Annotated in this window: 19 protein-coding genes; 6 read left to right on the plus strand and 13 right to left on the minus strand. The window is 63.8% G+C overall.

Going from position 1 to position 20646, the window contains the following annotated elements; genetic code table 11:
* Window positions 1-215 precede the first annotated feature (215 nt).
* The 6 genes from pstS to ACVOMF_RS09020 all read right to left on the minus strand — a co-directional run bounded on the left by pstS (window position 216) and on the right by ACVOMF_RS09020 (window position 5705).
* The gene (pstS, locus tag ACVOMF_RS08995) at window positions 216-1235 is read right to left on the minus strand and encodes a phosphate ABC transporter substrate-binding protein PstS (protein WP_481508972.1); all 1020 of its coding nucleotides are present in this window, start codon (window positions 1233-1235) and stop codon (window positions 216-218) included.
* Between the two features lie 117 nt (window positions 1236-1352).
* The gene (locus ACVOMF_RS09000; RefSeq protein ID WP_481508973.1) at window positions 1353-2132 is read right to left on the minus strand and encodes a PA3715 family protein; all 780 of its coding nucleotides are present in this window, start codon (window positions 2130-2132) and stop codon (window positions 1353-1355) included.
* A 266-nt stretch (window positions 2133-2398) separates the two neighbouring features.
* Window positions 2399-3607, minus strand: coding sequence for an OprO/OprP family phosphate-selective porin (locus ACVOMF_RS09005; protein ID WP_481508974.1), 1209 nt, complete (start codon window positions 3605-3607; stop codon window positions 2399-2401).
* Window positions 3608-3776: 169 nt separating this feature from the next.
* Window positions 3777-4418, minus strand: a complete 642-nt coding sequence (gene nth, locus ACVOMF_RS09010) for an endonuclease III (protein ID WP_481509006.1) — start codon at window positions 4416-4418, stop codon at window positions 3777-3779.
* Window positions 4419-4555: 137 nt separating this feature from the next.
* Window positions 4556-4915 (minus strand): hypothetical protein, encoded by a 360-nt coding sequence (locus tag ACVOMF_RS09015; RefSeq protein WP_481508975.1) that lies wholly within the window; start codon window positions 4913-4915, stop codon window positions 4556-4558.
* Between the two features lie 7 nt (window positions 4916-4922).
* The gene (locus ACVOMF_RS09020; RefSeq protein WP_481508976.1) at window positions 4923-5705 is read right to left on the minus strand and encodes an enoyl-CoA hydratase/isomerase family protein; all 783 of its coding nucleotides are present in this window, start codon (window positions 5703-5705) and stop codon (window positions 4923-4925) included.
* Window positions 5706-5873: 168 nt separating this feature from the next.
* On the opposite strand from ACVOMF_RS09020, the gene ACVOMF_RS09025 reads away from it, so the two are divergent.
* Complete coding sequence (locus ACVOMF_RS09025) at window positions 5874-6575, plus strand: FKBP-type peptidyl-prolyl cis-trans isomerase N-terminal domain-containing protein (protein WP_313169427.1); 702 nt, start codon at window positions 5874-5876, stop codon at window positions 6573-6575.
* Between the two features lie 378 nt (window positions 6576-6953).
* On the opposite strand, the gene ACVOMF_RS09030 is transcribed toward ACVOMF_RS09025, so the two are convergent.
* On the minus strand, window positions 6954-8639 hold the full coding sequence (locus ACVOMF_RS09030; RefSeq protein WP_481508977.1) for a PA domain-containing protein: 1686 nt from the start codon (window positions 8637-8639) through the stop codon (window positions 6954-6956).
* Window positions 8636-9067: a post-PEP-CTERM-1 domain-containing protein gene (locus ACVOMF_RS09035; protein WP_481508978.1), complete on the minus strand. Its 432-nt coding sequence runs from the start codon at window positions 9065-9067 to the stop codon at window positions 8636-8638. Before ACVOMF_RS09035 ends, ACVOMF_RS09030 begins: the two co-directional genes overlap by 4 nt.
* Before the next feature lie 331 nt (window positions 9068-9398).
* On the opposite strand from ACVOMF_RS09035, the gene ACVOMF_RS09040 reads away from it, so the two are divergent.
* From ACVOMF_RS09040 to ACVOMF_RS09050, 3 genes are read left to right on the plus strand one after another with little or no spacing between them, the layout of a single operon-like run.
* Window positions 9399-10202, plus strand: coding sequence for a CoA pyrophosphatase (locus tag ACVOMF_RS09040; RefSeq protein ID WP_481509007.1), 804 nt, complete (start codon window positions 9399-9401; stop codon window positions 10200-10202).
* Window positions 10199-11101 carry a sulfurtransferase gene (locus tag ACVOMF_RS09045; RefSeq protein WP_481508979.1) on the plus strand — a complete coding sequence of 301 codons (903 nt, stop codon included), beginning with the start codon at window positions 10199-10201 and terminating at the stop codon, window positions 11099-11101. Before ACVOMF_RS09040 ends, ACVOMF_RS09045 begins: the two co-directional genes overlap by 4 nt.
* A 59-nt stretch (window positions 11102-11160) precedes the next feature.
* Window positions 11161-12090 carry a DUF1684 domain-containing protein gene (locus ACVOMF_RS09050; protein WP_481508980.1) on the plus strand — a complete coding sequence of 310 codons (930 nt, stop codon included), beginning with the start codon at window positions 11161-11163 and terminating at the stop codon, window positions 12088-12090.
* A 19-nt stretch (window positions 12091-12109) separates the two neighbouring features.
* Here ACVOMF_RS09050 and ACVOMF_RS09055 read toward each other — a convergent pair whose 3' ends face one another.
* Window positions 12110-12673: an N-acetylmuramoyl-L-alanine amidase gene (locus ACVOMF_RS09055; RefSeq protein WP_481508981.1), complete on the minus strand. Its 564-nt coding sequence runs from the start codon at window positions 12671-12673 to the stop codon at window positions 12110-12112.
* Between the two features lie 51 nt (window positions 12674-12724).
* Here ACVOMF_RS09055 and ACVOMF_RS09060 point away from each other — a divergent pair, with 51 nt between their 5' ends.
* Together ACVOMF_RS09060 and rlmKL are read left to right on the plus strand one after the other, a co-directional pair.
* On the plus strand, window positions 12725-13252 hold the full coding sequence (locus tag ACVOMF_RS09060) for a hypothetical protein (RefSeq protein WP_481508982.1): 528 nt from the start codon (window positions 12725-12727) through the stop codon (window positions 13250-13252).
* A gap of 132 nt (window positions 13253-13384) precedes the next feature.
* Entirely contained in the window at window positions 13385-15523 is a 2139-nt protein-coding gene (rlmKL, locus tag ACVOMF_RS09065) for a bifunctional 23S rRNA (guanine(2069)-N(7))-methyltransferase RlmK/23S rRNA (guanine(2445)-N(2))-methyltransferase RlmL (protein ID WP_481508983.1), read from the plus strand.
* Window positions 15524-15745: 222 nt separating this feature from the next.
* On the opposite strand, the gene ACVOMF_RS09070 is transcribed toward rlmKL, so the two are convergent.
* From ACVOMF_RS09070 to ACVOMF_RS09085, 4 genes are all read right to left on the minus strand, one after another.
* Entirely contained in the window at window positions 15746-16075 is a 330-nt protein-coding gene (locus ACVOMF_RS09070) for a DUF3325 domain-containing protein (protein WP_481508984.1), read from the minus strand.
* Window positions 16072-17694 carry a PepSY-associated TM helix domain-containing protein gene (locus ACVOMF_RS09075; RefSeq protein WP_481508985.1) on the minus strand — a complete coding sequence of 541 codons (1623 nt, stop codon included), beginning with the start codon at window positions 17692-17694 and terminating at the stop codon, window positions 16072-16074. The genes ACVOMF_RS09070 and ACVOMF_RS09075 overlap by 4 nt, the downstream gene beginning before the upstream one ends.
* Entirely contained in the window at window positions 17691-18017 is a 327-nt protein-coding gene (locus ACVOMF_RS09080; protein ID WP_481508986.1) for a DUF3649 domain-containing protein, read from the minus strand. The genes ACVOMF_RS09075 and ACVOMF_RS09080 overlap by 4 nt, the downstream gene beginning before the upstream one ends.
* Window positions 18018-18126: 109 nt before the next feature.
* Window positions 18127-20349: a TonB-dependent siderophore receptor gene (locus tag ACVOMF_RS09085; RefSeq protein ID WP_481508987.1), complete on the minus strand. Its 2223-nt coding sequence runs from the start codon at window positions 20347-20349 to the stop codon at window positions 18127-18129.
* Window positions 20350-20646: the final 297 nt, after the last annotated feature.

The following is a 20646-nucleotide window of genomic DNA, read 5'->3' on the forward strand; positions in this document are numbered from 1 at the left end:
GGCCACGGGCGGCGGGGGGGGCGGCCGAGGCCCTGCAGGCCGGCGCATTCCGGGGCGGGGGTTTTCCCGGGGGCGCCGCCCCCTGGCTTGGCTCGGCTCTACATGGGCTTCTTCATTTCCGGCTTCGCGGCTGACGCCGTTCCTACAAAAAAAAAGCGCGGATCACCTGATCCGCGCTTGAGACGACGAGGGAGAGGGTCCCGCCGGCTCTTTACTCAGTAGCGCAGGTTCTGCTGCCAGTAGGTTTCGATCTGGCGGACCAGCGGGTCCGGCAGCGGCACGTAGTCCAGCTGACGGGCCTGGGCGTCGCCGTTGGCGTAGATCCAGCGGAAATATTCGACGGCGGCCTTGGCGCCTTCAGCCGTCTTCGGCTGCTTGCGCATCAGGATGAAGTTGGTGGCGGTGATCGGCCAAGCCTGCTCACCCGGGGCGTTGGTCATCACCAGGTAGAAGTCACGTGCGTTCGCCCAGTCGGCGCTGGCGGCAGCGGCCGAGAAGGTCTCGTCGCGCGGCTGTACGAAGTTGCCGGCGGCATTCTTCATGCGCGAGAAGGTCAGGCGGTTCTGCAGGGCGTAGGAGAACTCGACGTAACCGATCGAGCCGCGGATCTGCTTGACGTAGGCGGCCACGCCTTCGTTGCCCTTGCCGCCGATGCCGACCGGCCACTGGACGCTGGTGCCTTCACCGACGGTGGTCTTCCAGTCGGCATTGACCTTGGACAGGAAGTTGACGAAGTTGAAGGTGGTGCCCGAACCGTCGGAACGGTGCACGACGGTGATCTTGGTGTCCGGCAGGGTCAGGCCGGCATTGAGCGCGGCGATGGCCGGGTCATTCCACTTGCTGATCTTGCCCAGGAAGATGTTGGCCAGGGTCGGGCCATCCAGCTTCATTGCACCGGCTTCAACGCCCGGCACATTGAGTACCGGCACCACGCCGCCGATCACCGACGGGAATTGCACCAGGCCGGCCGCAGCCAGTTCTTCCGGCTTCAGCGGGGCATCGGACGAACCGAAGTCAACCGTGTTGGCCTTGATCTGGGCAATGCCGCCACCCGAACCGATCGATTGGTAGTTCACCCGCTTGCTGGTAGCGGTGTTGTAATCCGCCGACCACTTGGACATGACCGGGTAGATGAAGGACGCGCCGGCGCCGGTGACATCGGCAGCGTTGGCGGCGAACACGGACGACGCAGCGAGGATGGCAACGGCTGCGCGCGATTTGATGGCGTGGATCACAAGTGGCTCCTGGGAGGTGTGAATGTGCGGTGAGTTCCGCCCGGCGCCTATTCCATAACCATTTGATGACAATGCAGCGTCTGTCACATGACGTTCAAATGACAATGACGCCTGTCATCAGAATGTTGCTTTGATCTCGCTGGGTAGCGGGTAGCTGCGACCCTTCGGCTGAAGCTTGAAACTGCGAACGGGGTGGTCCTCGCGCGCTTCACTGCACGTGCCAGCGGCATCCTCGCGGTTGACGGTGCTGGCGCTGCGCTCGCGTACGGTCAGCGTGGCCCAGCCCTGCGCCGGGGCGGAGCCAACCTCCAGCGTGCGCTTTGTTTCATGGAACTCGCCGGCACAGCGGGTGTCCCATTCGCCACCGCTGCTGGAGGTGACGATCTGTTCGGTAATCGCCTCCAGCTTGCTTTCGTTGATCACCAGCAGCTGCAGGCGGGTTTCGCTGAAGGGGTTGGGCTGCGAAGAATTGCTGCGTGAGCTGCGGATACCAAACGCGCGCACGCTGGGTGAGAGGTTGTAACGTGCGGTATCCAGGCTGACGCTGTCGACATGGATGGCATCGCTGCTCATCACTTCGGGCAGGCGGATGCTCGCGCGTGGGCGCAGGCTGGTGCTGTCGACCACCAATACATCGAGGTCGCCTTGTTGCACCTCGCCGTTGAATTCTTCCGGGCCCAGCACCGGCACCGCGATCAAGGTTAGGGAGGTATCCGCCGGCCAGACGCGGCAAGCGCCACGCTCGGCGTCGATGGCCCAGCCGGGGCGGTCGGGCAGGGTGGCCGTGTTGCGTTGCTGGTACGCCTGGGTTATGCGTGCAACGGCATCATCGCCGCAGTCTTGGGCGAAGCTGGTGAAGGGTAGGCAGAACAGCAGTACGAGCAGACAGGTGCGCATGGGTCCGTCCAGTAGATGCGCCGCTGAGGTTCGTTGTGGGAGCGGCGTCAGTCGCGAAGCTTACACATCTTCAGCTTTTGGAAGTGCTCGTGCCCCGATGTTGTGGGAGCGGCGTCAGTCGCGAAGCCGACACATTTACGGGTTGAGGCAAGCGCTTGCGTACAAACGACGCCAACTTCGCGGCTGACGCCGCTCCCACAAAGAAAACCTGTTGAAACGACGAACGCCCCTTGCGGGGCGTTCGTGGTGTTGCATGCAGCCGATGTTTACCAGAAGAACTGCAGGCGCGCTTCCAGGATGTCCGGCTTATCGCTGACGAACTTCTTGTCCTTGGCGACGTACTTGTTGCTGTCGACCATCACATAGTTCAGCGAGGCCTTGAAGTTGGAGCGCCAGTACCAGTTGGCACCGACGGTCCAGATGTCCATCTTGCCACCGAGCACACCATCCACCAGCGGGGTGCCCCCGACCACGGCCGGGGCCTTCAGGCCGCCGTCGTTCAGATCGATGTGGTCGAAGCGTGCGCCCAGCTGCCACATGCCACGGCCCGGCTCATCCGGCAGACCCAGGCTCGGGGTGCCGCCCTTGTAACCCCAGGTCTCACCGGTCACGTTCCACACGCCGCTGATGTAGTAACCGTCGGTGCTGTAGTTGTCGTGGTCGTAGCGCTTGGCCTTGGAGCTGTAGTACTCGCCCTGGGCCTTGAACGGGCCGCGCACATACATGGCTTCGGCGCCGATGGTGCTCAGGCGGTCAGTGTCTTTCAGGTCGCCGCTGTCGACCAGACGCACGGTGGCCAGGTCGGCGTTCGGGCGGGCGCGCAGGCGAAGCAGGTCGGCGTCGGTGTCATAGTCGACGTAGCTCAGGCCCAGGTGCAGGATGTTGCCCTTTTCGTTGATCGGGGCGAAGGTACCGCGCACGCCGTAGCCGCTGCCATGGGCCAGGTCACGGGTCAGCTCGCGGCCGAAGGCCGAAGCGGTGACCGACCAGTTGGCATCGCCAACGCCGTAGCCGACGCCGAGGCGGCGGGCAACTGCGTAGGTGTTGGTGACGGTGGCCTTGGAGATGAAGTCGTTGTTCTTGGTGCTGGACAGTTCTTCCAGGCTGTTCGGCTGCTTGTACTGGCCGGCCTGCAGGAAGTGGTTGCTGTTGCCGCCCAGCTTGTACTTGACGTTGGTGTCCAGGAACTTGTCGGCCTTGGCGTCGTAGCCGACCACCCACTCGATGTTGCCCGGACCCTTGCCCTTCAGCACCAGCTCGGCGCGGCGCAGTTCGAACTCGCTGTCCTTGCCGTTCTTGGCGACGCCGTTCAAGTCGGCCTTGTCGTTGCTGAACCAGTTGCCGTCGGCCTGGACCAGGCCTTCAAACGTGATTTCGGAACCGCCAATAACGTCGATGGCGACTTCAGCGTGTGCAGCCGGCGCGAACAGTGCAGCAGCCACGGCCGCAGTGAGGAGTTGGCGATGCAGTTTCATTGGGTGGGTAGCCTTGCAGGCAGTTGGAGGTTGCTGCGAAGGCTAGGGCGTAAAGATTGCGTAAATGTGACAGTTCGGCGACCAGCTTCGGCCCTGTGGCACAAGGGCCTGCGTATTGGGCCTTGGAGCTGTTACCGGAAAGTGTCGTGCAGATGGCAGCCGCCGACGCTTACGCAGCGTCGGCGGTCTTGTCCTTGAAGTGGCAAAGGTCGCGGATCACGCACTGCGGACAATCCGGCTTGCGCGCCTTGCAGACATAGCGCCCGTGCAGGATCAGCCAGTGGTGCGCATCCTGCAGAAATTCTTCTGGAATCACCTTCATCAGGCCGTCTTCGACTACCCGCACATCTTTGCCAGGGGCAAGCCCGGTGCGGTTGGAGACGCGAAAGATATGCGTGTCCACCGCCATCGTCGGCTGACCGAAGGCGGTATTGAGCACCACGTTGGCGGTCTTGCGGCCAACCCCGGGCAGGGCCTCCAGTGCGGCACGCTCGGCCGGCACTTCGCCGCCGTATTTCTCAACCAGGATCGCGCAGGCGGCAATCACGTTCTTGGCCTTGGCGTTGAACAGGCCGATGGTGGAGATGTACGGCTTCAGCCCCTCTTCGCCCAGGGCAAGAATGGTCTGGGCGGTATTTGCCACCGGGAACAATTTGCGGGTGGCCTTGTTGACGCCGACATCGGTGGCCTGCGCCGACAAGGTCACCGCTACCAGCAGCTCGAACGGCGAGCTGTATTCCAGCTCGGTGGTCGGGTGCGGGTTGAGCTCACGCAGGCGTGTGAACATCTCCAGCACTTCGCCGGCATTCATGCGTTTGCTACCACGTGTGGACGTGGCTTTCACCGCTGCGGGCTTTTTTGCCGGGGCTTTCTTTACCGCGATCTTCTTGGCGCCGATCTTTTTTGAGGCGGTGTTCTTCGTCGTTGATTTTTTCACTGCCACTGCCTTCATTTACCCGGCTTTTCTGCGGCGCGCGCCTTGGCCCGCGCCAGGATTGCCGCCGCCGCCGAGGGCAGGGCAGGCTTGCTGTCTGCTACCGGCGGTGGCGCACGACGCGCTTGCCGCTCGGCATCGCGGCGTTCAAGTCGCGCGGCGCGGGCGCGATAGCGCTCACGTGCAGCCCAGGCTGTGCGCAGCTGCTGCTGGGCCTGCTGCAGTTGCTGTGGCAGCTGCGGGTACGCAGGGTCCAGCAGCTCGTCGCCGGGCTGTGGCAGGTAGTCCATCAGCCCGGCGCGTAGCGCCGCATCCAGATCATCGTCCAGTACGAATTGCAGCAGTTGGCGTGGCGTGGCGCTTGCGTTGGACATGGACAACTCAGCGATTCTTGAATTCCGGCTTGCGGCGTTCCAGGAAGGCGCTGGTGCCTTCGCGCATGTCGTCGGTGGAGAACACCAGGCCGAACTGTGCGCTTTCGTATTCCAGTCCTTCCTCGATAGCGCACTCACCGCCGACGTTGATCGCGTCGAGGATGCCGCGCAGCGCCAGCGGTGCCGCGGTCGCCAGCTGCTCGGCCAGCTTGGTGGTCTCTGCTTCCAGTTCGGCGGCCGGGACCACGCGGTTGATCAGGCCCAACTGCTGGGCGCGCTCGGCGCTGATCGGTGCGCCCAGCAGGCAAAGCTCCAGCGCAGCCGCACGGCCGGCCAGGCGCAGCAGGCGCTGGGTACCGCCAAAACCCGGTACCAGTCCCAGATTGATCTCCGGCTGGCCGACCTTGGCGCTGTCGGCGGCGATGCGCAGGTGGCAGGCCATGGCCAGCTCCATGCCGCCACCCAGTGCGAAACCGTTCACCATTGCGATGACCGGCTTGTTCAGGCGCTCGATGCGACGCATCAGGCGCTGCCCGACCAGCGAGAAATCACGGCCCTGAACCGGGGTCAGGGTGTTCATCTCGGAAATATCCGCCCCAGCAACGAAGGCTTTACTGCCTGCGCCAGTCAGGATCACCACTCTCACGTCTTCAGCCAACGCCGCTTCGGCAAATGCCGCATCCAGCGTTTCCAGGGTCAGCCGGTTGAGAGCGTTGAGCTTCTCCGGGCGCTGCACGGTGATGGTGCGGATGCCTGCATGGGTGCTGGTCGAAACCGGTGACTCGGACATGGGTGAAAGCCTCAAAACGTTAAAAAAAAGTAATGAATGGAACTCTTTCAATCGGCGACGGTCATAGCTGGGCGTCGTCAGTGGCGGACAGCCTTTGTGACGGCTATCCTAACCCGTCGCCTCAGGCGGCATGCTTGCCCTGAGACACCATTCCTGGAGAACTGTTTGATGAAGTTGCGTTCTATCGCGGTCGCCGTGGCCGCCCTGGCCGTCACCGGCACCGCTTTCGCCCAGGACATCGCGTCCGAAAAGGGCAAGCTGAGCTATTACTTCGGCTATGACTACGGTAACAACCTGGCTGAGCTCACCGGCCGTGGCGAGCAGCTGGACATCGCTTCGGTGGTGAAGGGTCTGCAGGATGCCTACGCCAAGAAGCAGCCGGCGATCACCGCCGATCAGCTGAAGCCGGCCGTTGAAGCCTTCCAGCGTCGCGAGCAGGGCCGTGCCCAGGCTGCCAAGGCTGAGTACGAAAAGGCCGCCGCTGAAAACAAGACCCGCAGTGACCAGTTCATTGCCGCCAACAAGGCCAAGGCCGGCGTGCAGACCCTGGCCAGCGGCGTGCAGTACCGCGTGATCGAAGCCGGCGCCGGCGCCAAGCCGACCCAGGCCAGCACCGTTGCATTGGAAGTTGCCGGTCCGTTCCCGTACGGCCAGCGTCCGACCGAAGCTCGTCCGGCACAGTCGATTCCGTCGATCAAGCTGAGCGAAGTGGAAATGGCTGCCATGCGCGAAACCCTGCTGCAGATGCCGGCTGGCGCCAAGTGGGAAGTGACCCTGCCGCCGGACAAGGCCTACGGTGCCGACCCGCGCACCCCGTTCCCGCCGAACGTGGCAGTGCAGTTCGAAATCAAGCTGGTCAGCGTCAAGTAAGCGTAAACCAGTGATGCAACAAGAAGCGCCGGTGGCAACACCGGCGCGTTCTTTTTGCCTGGAATGCGCACTCGATGCCGGTAGTGCCGAGCCATGCTCGGCAAGGGCTTTACCAGTGACACCAGCAGGAGCGCTTCATCAACGATCAGCCCAGTGCAGGCGCGCAACCGGCCAAGGCGGCAGTAGCCGACCATCGCAAGCTGGCTTGTTGCAGGCCAGGTAGCTTTCAGTGTTGTGCAAAAAAGAAGAGCCGACGCCATCAAGGCGCCGGCTCTTTGTTCACCATCCAGTGCTGTTTCTGGACGAGCTGCTGGTTTCGCTTGTAGAGCCTCTGCCGAGCATGGCTCGGCACTACCGGCAATCCCTGCTCGACTGGATTTACGGCGACGTCACCTTGGCAGCGCATGTGCGGATGCCAGCCTGCTCAACGGTGTTGATCAGGTTGACGGCTTTCAGCGAGGCAGCGGTGTCGTTCATGCAGCGCAGATAGAGCGCACGGTTGCCGTTGGCCGTCGTGCGGCACAGGCGGTCCTGTGCCTGCACATTGGCGCCTGCGATCAACCCAGGGTTCTTGAACAGCTTTACCCCCGTATCGCAGCTACCGATGCGTGCAGTGCCGGCATTCAATTCCCAGCCTTCATCGACAAACGCCGCCAAGGTGAGGTCAACCATGCGCCCCGCGTCGGTATTGGGGCTGTTGGCTGGCTCCATCAACGCATCGGGGATCAACACACTTTCAAAGTGTGAGAACGTCGAACCGCCGGCAACCACTGCTGGTGCGTAGAGCAGCGGCCGTCCGCTGGCGTCGGCACCAGCGTAGCGTCCGGCGACCTGCCCCAGCGCTGCGGTCAATGCTGTACCAGCCTGAGCCGCTGCCTTGATCAGGTTGGCATCGGCGAGATTGACGCTCAGGGTTGGGATGGTGGCATTGACGCTGGGATCTTCCGCCATGCCTGGTGCGGTACCCGGATCGCCGGAGCTGGCGACGTTGCCGATGATCGCCGCTACCGCGCCTGCTGCCTGGGCATTGGCTGCCTTGATCTCGAATGCGCAGCCGCCGCGGTTGATGTAGGCGACCTTGCCGCTGAGGCTGCCGGCGGGAACTGCCTGACATGCATCGGCGGTGTCGCCGCTGCCATCGTTGGCGATGATGACCGCGCCGGAGAAGTTTGCGGGAGTGGCCGGTGGTCCGAACGATGCGGTACCGAAGAACTGCGTGACCACGTTGCTGCCGTTGACTGACAGTACTACCGCAGGGTCAAGCCACAGTGGCGTCTGTGCCCTGGTGGTGGGGCCATTCCATGCCGGTGCGCCACGGGTCTTGATTGCGGTGGCACGCAGTGCGTTGGTCATGCCGGTTTCGGTGAAACGTTTGCCGGACAGGTTGTCGAAGGCGTTCTCGGTATAGACGTCCGAGTAGCCGTAGTACTGTGGAATGCCGATGCGCGCTCCCAGCAGGCCGGTGTTGTAGTCGACGAAGCCGGAAAAGCCCAGGCCATGGCCGATTTCATGCATCACCACGTCGAGGAAGCTGACCCGGTTGTCAGGTGCCTTGCCGTCCAGCCCGTAGTACCAGCCCGAGCCGGTCATGCACGGTGTGCCGTCCGGATTGCTGCCGCCCAGATTGTTGTTGAAGCGGCTGGTGATGTCGGTGCCGTTACTGGCAATGGTGATGCGGCTGCCATTGAGGGCGTTGGCCAATGGGGCGTGGTAGATCATGCCCAGCGCGGTCCCGGTCGGTGGCGTGGTAGCGATCCACGAGGCGCCGGCCGAGCCCAGGGTGCCGCCGGTAGCCGTGCAGGTAAGGTCCTGGAAGCTGGCACCAACGAATGTTTCTACGTCGCTCTGCAATACCGCGCCCCACAGATCGGCGGCGAACTGGTAGACGATGCGGCGTTGCTCGCCCACCGTCTTGCCGGGATTGCCGCCTTCCGGTGCACGCAGGGTGGGGTCGTTGAGTCCCTTACCAGCAGGGTCCTGGTTGATGGGAGTGATGATGGCGGCGTGCGCGGTGGCGCCGAGCAGGCAGGTGCCGATGACGGCCGAAAGCAGCAGCGTCTTCATTCGGACACCTCCTGTCTGCCATGGGAAAGCGGGTCGCCGTTCTCCAGGATCCGCACTTCGCCCGTGGCAGTGCGTTCGATGCTCAACGAGTTGAGCGCGGACAGGGGCAGGTCGGCCGTGCTCATGCCGTTGCTCTGCAGGCGCACGGTCTTGGCGGCATCGGTGCCGGTCTGTGGAATGCGCGCCCAGGCGGCATTGGCTCCGGCGGCGCTGCGGCTTGCCGAGGGCATTGCGTTTGCCTTGTCGGAAAGTGCGCGGATCTCGGTATCGGTGAGTTTGCGTAGCTTGCCGGTCTTGGCATCGATGCCGGCGACCATGCCGCTTTCGGTAGGGGTGCTTGGGTTGCCGTCCGTTGGCGGCTCATGGGCCTGTACAGAAAGGCTGGCGGACAGTGCCAGCGCCGATAACAACAAGGAGGGTTTTGCCATTCTCATTTCCGAGCTCCGCTTACAGAGTGAAAAGCGATAAGGCTCCATCCATATGCGTGCGAAGCAGGCGTCCCACAGCCACGCTGATCGAACGCGCGTCACGCGCATTGGATGGTTCGTGTTCCCCCTGCCGGCAACTGGAGTGTGCCCTTAGATGAACCTCCGCTCAACCATAGTTTGATGGGGGTCACATAATGAATGGGTATGGGAGTTGCCCGATCCGCTGAATCGGTCCCCATTGCCATCCGGACAATGCAACTTCCTTGCTGGCAAAGGCGGGTAACTGGTCCGGAAGTGCGCCTCGCGTTACGCTTACGTGATGTCGGAATTGATGGATGCACCTGCTCGTGTCATCTCCAGCCCCTGTATTGGCATCTGCGCGCTTGATGAGCAGGGCTATTGCCGTGGTTGCTGGCGCAATGGTGCCGAGATCGGTGCTTGGATGCGCATGAGCGAGGACGAGCGGCGGCGGGTAATGATGCAGGAGCTGCCAAAGCGCTCACGTGATGCGCTGGCATTTGCCGAGCAACTGCAGGGCCGTGATCGGCTGCAGCAGGCCTTGATGCCACTGACCAGGACACCAACCGGGCCAGGGTGGAATCGTTCGGAACTGGAAGACCTGCTGCCGCCCGGGCCGCCGGTGGAAGCGGCAGTATTGGCGGGCCTGGTGCCGCGCGCGCAGGGTACGCAGGTGATCTTGACTCGCCGTACCGAAGCATTGCGCAACCATGGCGGACAAGTCGGGTTTCCCGGTGGTCGCATCGAAACCGTCGACCGCAATCCGCTGGCAGCTGCATTGCGCGAGAGCGATGAAGAAATCGCGTTGCCGCGCAGCCAGGTATTGGCCTTGGGTTACCTGGACCCATTCATCACCATCACTGGCTTCCGGGTGACGCCGGTGGTCGCGGTAGTGGACCCTGCGTTCATCGCACGTCCCGAACCCGGTGAAGTGGCCGAGGTGTTCGAAGTGCCGTTGGATTACCTGATGGATCCGGCCAATCTACGCCAGGTGGATATCGAGCATGGCGGGCGTATTCGTCATGTCATGGAGTACAGCTGGCCCGGACAGCGCATATGGGGGGCGACCGCAGCCATCCTCTACAACCTTCGTCGTCGTTTGGAGCAGGTGGGATGAGCCAGGTTGGCGTTTCGTGGACCACGCTGGTGGATGTATCGGACCTGGCCAATACCCTGGCACAGCCCGAATTGCGCGTGGTCGATGCCACCGCCACCGCCAGCACCGCGGTGCGGGTGATGGATGCGCGCTATTCATTGGCGGACAAGCACGCAGGTGCCGCTGGCTATGCGGCCGCACATATTCCCGGTGCGCTCCATGCGGACCTGGAGAAAGATCTGTCGGACATGCGCAAGAAGGGGCATGGCCGGCACCCGTTGCCGGACAGTGAGGTTTTTGCCGAACGTCTGGGACATTGGGGTATCGCGCCTGATACCCAGGTGGTGGTCTACGATGCCGCCGATGGCAGCATGGCGGCGGCGCGCCTGTGGTGGCTGCTGCGCCTGATCGGCCATCACAAGGTCGCCGTGCTCGATGGGGGGCTGGCTGCTTGGCTGGCGGCAGGGCACGCGGTTGATGCGGCCCCGGTTGTGGTGCCTGCATTGCCGGCCTATCCCGGTCGGTTCGACATGACCCAGGTAGTCAGCGCCGATGAGGTGCAGTCGCGCTTGTCGCAGACGCCTGCATGGCTGCTGGACGCGCGTGCAGGTGAACGCTACCGCGGCGAAGTCGAGCCCCTGGACCGGGTAGCCGGGCATGTACCCGGCGCGCTGAACCGGCCGTTCGGCATGAACCTGCGTGATGGTCGTTTCCGCCCTGTGCAGGAGCTGCGCGCCGAACTGGCGCCGCTGTTGTCCGGGCAGGCACCGGCGCAGATGGCGGTGATGTGTGGTTCGGGCGTCACCGCCTGTCATCTCGCTTTGGCGTTTGCGCATGCCGGAATGCCCGGGTTGCGTGTGTTCAGTGATTCCTGGAGTGGCTGGTCCAGCGATACGGGCCGACCAGTCGCTACAGCTTGAGTGATCAGTACGCCGCGAGTGGGCGCGGTGCCGATGGGTATGAATGCTTCGGGGGAAGCGTGCGTTCATTGAAATGGCTGGGCCTGGCGCTGTTGATGGCGGTTCTTGGTGCATGCGATGCGCCGGGCAACGGCTTGTCCGGCGATGCAGCGCGTCAGTATCTGCGCGAGGTTGAACAGTGGCGGACGCAGCGACTGGCAGAACTGCGCGCGCCCGATGGCTGGCTCAGCTATACCGGCTCGGGCCGGCTCAAGGCCGGCGCTTACCGGGTCGGCAGCGCCGCGGCCAATGATGTGGTGCTGCCCAGTGGCCCTGCGGAGCTGGGTTTCCTGCAGGTGGACCGTGACGGCGAAGCCATCTTCACCGCAGGTAGCCGCGCGGGTGCTCGGATGAACGGTCAGCCGCTGCAGCGGACGGTCTTGGTTCCCGGGGTCGCTCATGTCAATGAGGCCAGCCGCGTTCAAACGGGGGATTCGGAGTTCTATCTGGTGCGCACCGGCAGCATCCTGGGCTGGCGATACCGCGACCCGCACTCGCCGCGGCGCTTGGCATTTACGGCTATCGAGCACTTTCCGGTCGACCCGAAATGGAACATCAGCGCGCAATGGCGGCCGTTTCCGGCGCCCAAGCAGGCAGTATTGTTGACCTCGATCGGTACCCCGCTGCCGGCCGTCGTGCCAGGCGAGGCGGTGTTTGAGGTCAATGGGCGCAGCTATCACCTGCAGCCGGTGCTGGATGAGGCTGCGCCGCCATCACGGCGCTTGTTCTTCCTGTTGTCGGACCGCACCAGCGGTCGCGAAACCTATGGCGGTGCACGTTATGTCTATGCCGCGATGCCCACCGACGGGGTGGTGCAGTTGGACTTCAATCGCGCCGAAAACCCGCCCTGTGCGTTCACCCCGCACGTGGTCTGCCCGATTGCGCCGGCCATCAACCGGCTGGATCTTGCGGTGACAGCCGGCGAGAAGTTCCAGTATCTGCCGCAATAAGCGGCGGCCACGGAGTTGCTCAGCCCGGCAACTGCTGCAGGTCGATTGCCCGCAGCACCAGTTCCCATGGGAACATCGGGCCCGGATCGAGCTTGCGCTGCACGCTGAGCCCGGGGTCATTGCTGGCCGGTTCCAGTGTGGTATCCAACTGTTCATGGCCGGCGATGTAACGCAATGACGGCACTGCTTGCGGCAGCCACTCCAGCAATCTCACCAAGGCGGCGATCTGTGCTTCCGGGTAGGGCTCGCTCATGGTCTGGTTGTTGGAGTCGAACCAGTTCGGCCAGCGCCCGCGGTTGACCAGCTCGATGCCGATCGAGCGCGGATTGATGCCGCGCACGTGGTGGGCGACGCGGTCCAGGGCGATGTATTGCTGGATGCTGCCGTCGCGGTCGATGTAGTAATGGCCGCTGTTGCCGCTGCCGTTGTCGTAGAGGGCGCGCTCCCCGTATTCGCGCGCCGTCGCCAGATCCGGCAATTCGGTGCAGTGGATCACCACCAGGTCGATATCGGCGGGCTTGCGCTGCGCCAACTGGCGTTCGTAGGGCAGCGGCTTGGCAATGATGGGGGGCGGCAGGTGCATGCGTGGATGCTAGCATTCACGCATGATTTCCCCCACGACTTGCCGCCAGCCATGAGCCGCGGCCACTGCATTCTGTCGCACGGCTTCGAGAGCGGCCCGGACGCCACCAAGGTCACTGCGCTGGCCGATGTGGCCGAACGTCTGGGCTGGAGCCACGAACGTCCGGATTACACCGACCTGGACGCCAAGCACGAGATCAGCCGGGTCGGCGACGTGCCGGCGCGGCTGCAGCGGCTGGTCGAACGCGCGGCTGAGATGGCCGCACGCGGCCCGCTGGTGCTGGCCGGGTCCAGTCTGGGCGCCTATATCTCGGCGATCACCTCGCTGCAGGTGCCGGTCGCCGGGCTGTTCCTGATGGTGCCGCCGACCACGATGGGGCCGATGCCGGCGTTGGATGCCGCGGCGGTGCCGATCAGCGTGGTCCACGCCTGGAATGACGAGCTGATCCCCGCCGCCGATGTCATTGCATGGGCGGCCGAGCGCAAAGCGCGGCTGCTGCTGGTCAATGACGGCCACCGCCTGATGCGGCATGTGGACGCCTCCTGTGAGGCATTTGAGGCCTTGCTGCGCGGTTTGTGAACGCGGCCGCTGGCTGAATCCGACGGCGCGACGGGCAACTGCCTACAATAGCGGCCTTGGATGCCCCGGGGCTGGCCACCGTGCCTGCCCGTCTGGCCGGCCCGATTCCCTTTCTGAAAGTTGATATCTCCCGTGAATTTCTTTGTTTCCTGCGCCAAGGGCCTTGAATACCTGCTCGCCGACGAACTGCTGGCGATGGGCCTGCCGCGGGCGACCGCCACCATTTCCGGCGTCAATGCCGAGGGTGAACTGCGCGATGCGCAGCGCGTGGTGCTGTGGTCACGCCTGGCCAGCCGCGTGCTGTGGCCGCTGCAGGAATTCGAGTGCCCGGACGAGAATTCGCTGTATCAGGGCGTGGCGGCGATGCCGTGGGACCAGCACATCACCCCCGAGCTGACCTTGTCTGTGGACGCGCATGTATCCGGTACCGCCATCACCCACGCGCGCTTTGCCGCGCAGCGGGTCAAGGACGGCGTGGTCGACAGCCTGCGTGACCAGGGGATGGAGCGGCCGTCGGTGAACGTCGAGTTCCCGGATGTGCGCATCAACCTGTCGCTGCGCAAGGGCAGGGCGACGATCTCGATCGACCTGGGCGGTGGCCCGATGCACCGTCGCGGCTGGCGCATGGCACAGAACGACGCGCCGTTGAAGGAAAACCTGGCCGCCGCTGTGCTGCTGCGCGCCAACTGGCCGAAGATCCACGCCGAAGGCGGTGGCTTGCTCGATCCGATGTGCGGCAGCGGCACCTTGCTGATCGAAGGCGCCTTGATGGCTGCCGACGTCGCGCCGGGCCTGCAGCGCCATGGCAGCATCCCGCCGAGTCGCTGGCGCGGTTTCGACCAGGCGCAGTGGAAGGAGCTGATGGCCGAAGCGCGCGCGCGTGAGCAGGCCGGTCGTGCTGCGCTCAAGCAGGTCATCCATGGCAGCGATATCGATCCGCAGGCCATCCGTGCGGCCAAGGAAAATGCCGAGGTCGCCGGCGTCAGCGAGGCCATCTGGTTTGGTGTGCGTGACGTGGCCGATGTGCAGGTGCCGCCGCAGGAAACCGGCTGCGTGGTCTGCAACCCGCCGTACGACGAGCGTCTGGCCGCCGATACCGTGCTGTATCGCCGTATCGGCGATGCGCTCAAGCGGGCGGTGCCGACCTGGCGCGCAAGCCTGCTGTGCGGCAGCGCCGACCTTGCCTTTGCGACCGGCCTGCGCGCGGCCAAGAAGTACCAGATGTTCAATGGCGCCATCGAGTGTGCGCTGATCGTCTGCGATCCGATTGCCGTGCCCGAGCGCGAGAACGCCGGCCAGCCGCGCGAGCTAAGCGAGGGCGCGCAGATGGTCGCCAACCGCCTGCGCAAGAACCTGAAGAAATTCAAGAACTGGCTGAACCGCGAAGGTATCAGCTGCTTCCGCGCCTACGACGCCGATCTGCCGGAATACGCGGCAGCCATCGATGTTTACCGCGAAGACGGTGGCAAGAACCGCACCTTCCTGCATGTGCAGGAATACGCAGCCCCGGCCACCATTCCGGATGTGGACGTGCGCCGTCGCCGCAACGAGCTGCTCGCTGCGGCCCGCGAGGTGTTCCAGGTGCCGGCCGAGCAGGTCGCGCTGAAGTCGCGCGAGCGCGGCAAGGGCGGCAGCAAGTACGGCCGCTTCGAGCAGCGTGGCGAGTTCATCCTGGTGCGTGAGAACAACGCGCTGCTGCGTGTGAATCTGTTCGATTACCTGGACACCGGCCTGTTCCTCGACCACCGCCCGCTGCGCACGCATATGGCGCAGGAAGCCCGCGGCAAGCGCTTCCTCAACCTGTTCTGCTACACCGGTGTTGCCAGCGTGGAAGCGGCGGTTGCTGGTGCCAGCTCGACCACCAGCGTGGACCTGTCCGGTACCTACCTGCAGTGGTGTGCCGACAACCTCGCGCTCAACGGCAAGGGCGGCAGCCAGCACACGCTGGTGCAGGCCGATGCGGTGACCTGGCTGGAAGCGGAGAAGAACCGCTACGACGTGATCTTCTGCGACCCGCCGACCTTCTCCAACTCGGCGCGCGCTGAAGACTTCGACATCCAGCGCGAGCACGTGCGCCTGCTGCGTGCAGCGATGGATCGTTTGACGTCCGATGGCGTGCTGTACTTCTCCAACAACTTCCGTCGCTTCAAGCTGGACGAGAACGCGGTTGCCGAGTTCGCCATCTGCCGCGAAATCTCCGCACAGACCATCGGCCCGGATTTCGAGCGCAACGCCCGCATCCATCGCGCCTGGGAACTGCGCCGGGTCTAAGCCTTGGCAATGCCGGCAGCCTCACCTGTAGTGCCGAGCCATGCTCGGCAGAGGCTTTCCAAGCAATGCGAACTGTAGTGCCGAGCCATGCTCGGCAGAGGCTTTCCAAGCAATGCGAACTGTAGTGCCGAGCCATGCTCGGCAGAGACTCTCCCGATAACGCCCCAGCCGAGCATGGCTCGGCTCTACCAGGCTCTTTCTTCAACCGAGCATTGCTCGGCCCTACAGGCTTGCCGCCGCCATTCCTACGACCGGCAGCGCCCACGCCAACGGCGCAATCCAGCGCGGCCGGTAAGGGTACAGCCCGAACGCCAGCAGCAGGCCGGCGAGTGTCATCGCCCCCAGCCACCACACCGGCCCCATTGCCCAGCCGTTGCGCCAGACGCACAGCACGAACGCCGCGGTCAGCAGGCTCCAGCCCAACCAGCGCCACAGCCGCATGCGTGCGGCGCTGGCGCAGGCCTTGCCGTGCAGCTCCAGCTGATGCTTCTCCATCGCCAACGACAAGGCCGCAAACGCAGCGAACGACAAACCCAATGCAAGCAGCATCATGCGCTTGCCTCCGCAGCGACAGTGGCTTGTTGCCGGCGCTTCTTTTCGGCGGCACTCAATGGCGGCTGCCAATGCTGCATGCGCCAACCGCAGTACGCCAACATTGCGCCGAAGGCGACCATGGTCAGGTCGAAGCTCGCCAATACCCAGTCACCTGCGGCAATGGTTGCGCCAAGATGCGCATCCGTGGTCGAGGCATTGAGCAAGGGAATCAGCGCGAACAAGGCTGCGCCGACATACAACTGCCAGGCCCACATCATCCGCTTGGGCCAGATGAACGCCGCCAGCAGGGCAGTGCCCCAGGCCCAGAAGAACACATTGGCCTCTGCAGCCGAACGTTCGGCCAGTTGCACAGGCAGCAAGCGATTGCCCCAGAAGTAAGCGGCGAAGGCAATCGGCAGGCCGGCGACGGCACCAATGTTCAAGGCATCGACCAGGCGCAGGCCGAAGCCGGTCTTGCCGGATTTGGCATGTTTGGGTCGTTCCTTCACCGCCCACAGCACCACGCCACTGGCCACCATCAGACAGCCGATCAGGCCAGACAAGAAGAACAGGGCGCGCAGGCCCCAGTCAGCAAAACGTGCGAGATGCAGGCCATACATCACGCCGCGCGTCTGCGTTGCGCCACCAGCATTGGGACTGGCTTCCAGAAGTTCGCCACTGACTGCGTTGTAACGCAGCGACGGCGTGTCTATGGACAGGCGTTTGCCATCGCGCTGCTGGATGTCCACAACGGCATTGGCAGCGCCGGGGCGGTACACGGTGAAGCCGGCGATATCGGCGCCGTTCCACTGTTTGCGCGCGCTGTCCATCAACTGTTGGATCGGCACTGGCACCGCCGTGCCTTGGCCCGGTGATTCGACGTCGGCCATGCGTGCGAAGGCTTCACTGAAGAACGCATCTTCATCCTTGGGATAGGCCGTGCTCACACCCCATGGCAGGTACATGAGCATCAAGGTGACGATGCCGGTGTAGGTGATCATGGCATGGTACGGCAACGCCATCACGGCGCTGACGTTATGGAAGTCCAGCCATGAGCGCAGACCTTTCTGCGGACGGAAGGTGAAGAAGTCCTTGAAAATCTTCTTGTGGGTGATGACGCCGGTAATGATCGCCACCAGCATGAACATCGCGCAGAAACCCACGATGTAGCGTGCCCATACCACCGGGATGTAGTGCAGGTCGAAGTGCAGGCGATAAAAGAAATCGCCGCCACGGGTTTCGCGTGCGGTGACTTCGTTACCGGTATTCGGGTCGACGCTGGCATCCCCGAAGCGGCCACCACCACGGCGTCGGCGCTTTTCGCCTTCGACTGGCGGCTTGACCATCGATTCCGGGTTACGCCAGAACATGCGCAGCGCCGGGTTGCGGGTGTCGGGCAGGGTGACGCTCCAACTCTCGGCCTGTGGTGCCTTGTGCTGCAGGAAGCTGAGCGCGCGGCCGGCGGCATCGTCGGCGCTGACCGTGCTGCGTGGCAGCTCCGGGCGCATCCAGCGGCTGATTTCCTCGCGGTAGTAGCTGGCGGTGCCTGCCATGAAAATCAGCAACAACAACCAACCGACCAGCAAGCCGGTCCAGGTATGCAGCCACGCCATCGACTGGCGGAATCCGTTCTTCATGCCGCAGCTCCAAACCACTGTGTGCCCAACCACAACAGCGCGGTCGGGATCAGGATGCCGATCCAGGCAAGCAAAGCGCTGCGGGTAGCAAACGCCCACAATGCGGCGCAGGCGCATAGCACGATGGCGACCAGCATGCCGGTCAGTACCGCTTGGCTGCGGGCGATGGGCAGGGCCACGGCGAAGAACATCGAGCACGTGGCGGCCAGTGCGTAGCCGCCGACGATGGCGGCAAGCGAGCGCGACAACACGCCCAGCCATGGGCGTGCGAAGAAACTGCCAAAACGGGAGTACCAGGGGCTGGCGAGAGGCGTGCTGTCCACGGGAACCTGCAAAGTCGGATCAATACGGACGCCACCGGCGTTGCCGGTGGCGAGGGATAGGTCGGCCTTCCTTGGCCGCCACTGCGAAGCAGTGGTTTCCCTGGAGGGATTACAGCTTCCAGCGCAGGCTCAAACGCACGTTGCGCGGCTCGCCCCAGTTGACGCCGTCATAGAAGCCGACGTTGCTGTAGTACTTCTTGTCGAGCAGGTTGTTGATGTTCAACTGCGCCGAGAAGTTGTCGTTGAACTGGTAACCGGCGAACGCGTTGAGCAGTACTACCGCGTCCTGGGTGATCGGCGATTTGTAGCGCTTGCCACTGGTGATGTAGTCCTCAGCGGGACGATTGCTCATGCGCCAGATCTCGCTCTGCCAGGTGGCGCCGCCGCCCAGCGACAAGCGACTCCAAGCACCGCCCGGGCGCCAGCTGGTGTTGAGGCGGAAGGTGTTGACCGGGGTGGTGGTGCTTTGGCGTACGCCATCCTTGTTGCGGATGACGGTGTGGGCATAGCCGGCCGAAAGGTTCCAGTGTTCGCTGATGCTGCCCTGGGCTTCCACTTCCCAGCCCTTGACCTTGTTGCCCTTGCCGGTTGAGCGGTAGGCGGTGGAGCCATCGGGCAAGGAGTTCTCCGGCACCGAATCATCGACCTCGGCGACGTTGTCCTTGACGCCCTTGAACAAGGCCGCCGATGCGTTCATCCGGCCGTCGAAGAGCTCGGCCTTGACGCCGGCTTCCCACATGTCGCCAACCACCGGTTCCAGGTAGTTGTTGTTCTTGTCGCGGTATTCCTGCGGCTGGAAGATGTCGGTGTAGCTGGCGTAGGCGCTGAACGATTTGCTGAAGTCGTAGATCAGGCCGGCGTAAGGCGTCAGCGAATCATCCGGCTTGTAACCACCTCGGTCGGTGCCCAGCAGCTTGCCGGACGCGTCGCGTTCGTATTCCCAGCTACGGGTTTCCCAGCTGCCGTAGCGTGCGCCGAGCACCGCCATCAGTGGATCGGCAAGCTGCAGGCGAGCAGCAACATAGGCGGCGCGCTGCTTGAGCTGATCCTGCGAGGACAGCCAGTTGTAACGATTGACCTGCAACGGCGCCACGTCGCCGGTCCAGTGGCGCCAATCCGGTACCTTGTCGTAGCCATCGGCGTAATCGAAGTCCGAGCCCGGCACTTCGCCCTTGCGCACCGACTGGCCAAGGCCGACCACCAGCTCGTGCTCGCGCCCGAACAGCTTGAACGGGCCGCCGGCATTGAGGTCGAATACCTGCATGTCACCGCGCTCGCCGAAGGCACCGATGTAGGCGGTTACGCCGGTACCATCCGGGCGCGGGTAGCCAGCAGCGCCGTACCAGACGTTGCCTTCGGTCTCGCGCTTGGAGCGGGTGTAGCTGGCCTTGATCGCCCAGTCGTGGCCCAGGCTTTGTTCGAGTCTTGCGAATGCGGTCTTCTCCACGATCGGCCAACGGCTCCAGCGTGCCGAGAAGTTTGTCGAGCGCGGCAGCTTGGCCGGTTTGCCATCGACGCCCCAATACGGGACCACGCCCCATGTAACGCCTGAGGTTTCCGGCGATTGGTATTCGTAGCCGACTTCCAGCAAGGTGCTGTCGCTCAGGTCAGCCTGGACGATGCCGTAGAACACATCTTTGTCGAGCCTGTAGACGTCGCGGAACGAATCGCTCTGCTGCTTGGCGGCGACGATGCGTGCGCGCACGCGGCCATCCAATGCGATCGGGCCACCGATATCCGCTTCAAGGCGCTGGTTGCCCCAGCGGCCGAGCATCAGGTTGGCGCTCATCGCGAACTCGTCGGTGGGGCGCTTGCGGACGTAGTTGATGGTGCCGGAGGGATCACCTGCGCCGGTCGTCAAACCGGTGGCACCGCGGACCACTTCGATGCGGTCATAGATGACGCTGTCGTTGTTGGTCTTGATGTAGCCGCCGAAGGTATTGAGCATGCCATCAACCTGGAAGTTGTTGATGGTGTAGCCGCGCGAGACGAAATTGATGCGTTCGCTGTCGGTGACCGCCACGTGCACGCCGGTGACCTGGCCCATCACGTCGGACATCGCATACAGACCCATGTCGTCCAGGCGCTGGCGGATAAGCACGGTGACCGACTGCGGAGTGTGCCGCAGCGACAAATCCAGCTTGGTCGCGGTACGCGCCTGCTTGACTGTGTACGACGTGGGGATATCGGCGTCGGCGACGACTTTCACCGTATCCAGATTGGTGGCGGCAGGCGCCGCGTCCTCCGCCCATGCGGAGGCGGCGCTGCAGAGGGCGACAGAAAGTGCGGCGGCCAGTAACGCGGGCTGCGGCAAGATGGGACGGGAGGACATGGTGGATTCCTGTTGGGCAAAAGGATTGCCAACCACAGGAATCGCCCACGGTGCAGTCCACGCCATGCGTGGATGCCCCGGGTAGTGTCGCTCCCGCCAGCTGGCCTGCATGCACGACGCAGCCGGCTACGGCCCGCGTGGCATCAGTTCGGATATCGGGGGTACACGGGGCGTGGCGGGATGGAGTGAAACATCCATGTCGCACGAGGCTGGGCGTACTGCCTAGGTGGTAACGATAATTGTTCGCATTTAATTAAGCAAGCGGATGTGTCATTGCCGCTCGCAGGCTTGTGCTCT

The sequence above is a fragment of the Stenotrophomonas sp. STEN022 genome (assembly GCF_056760155.1).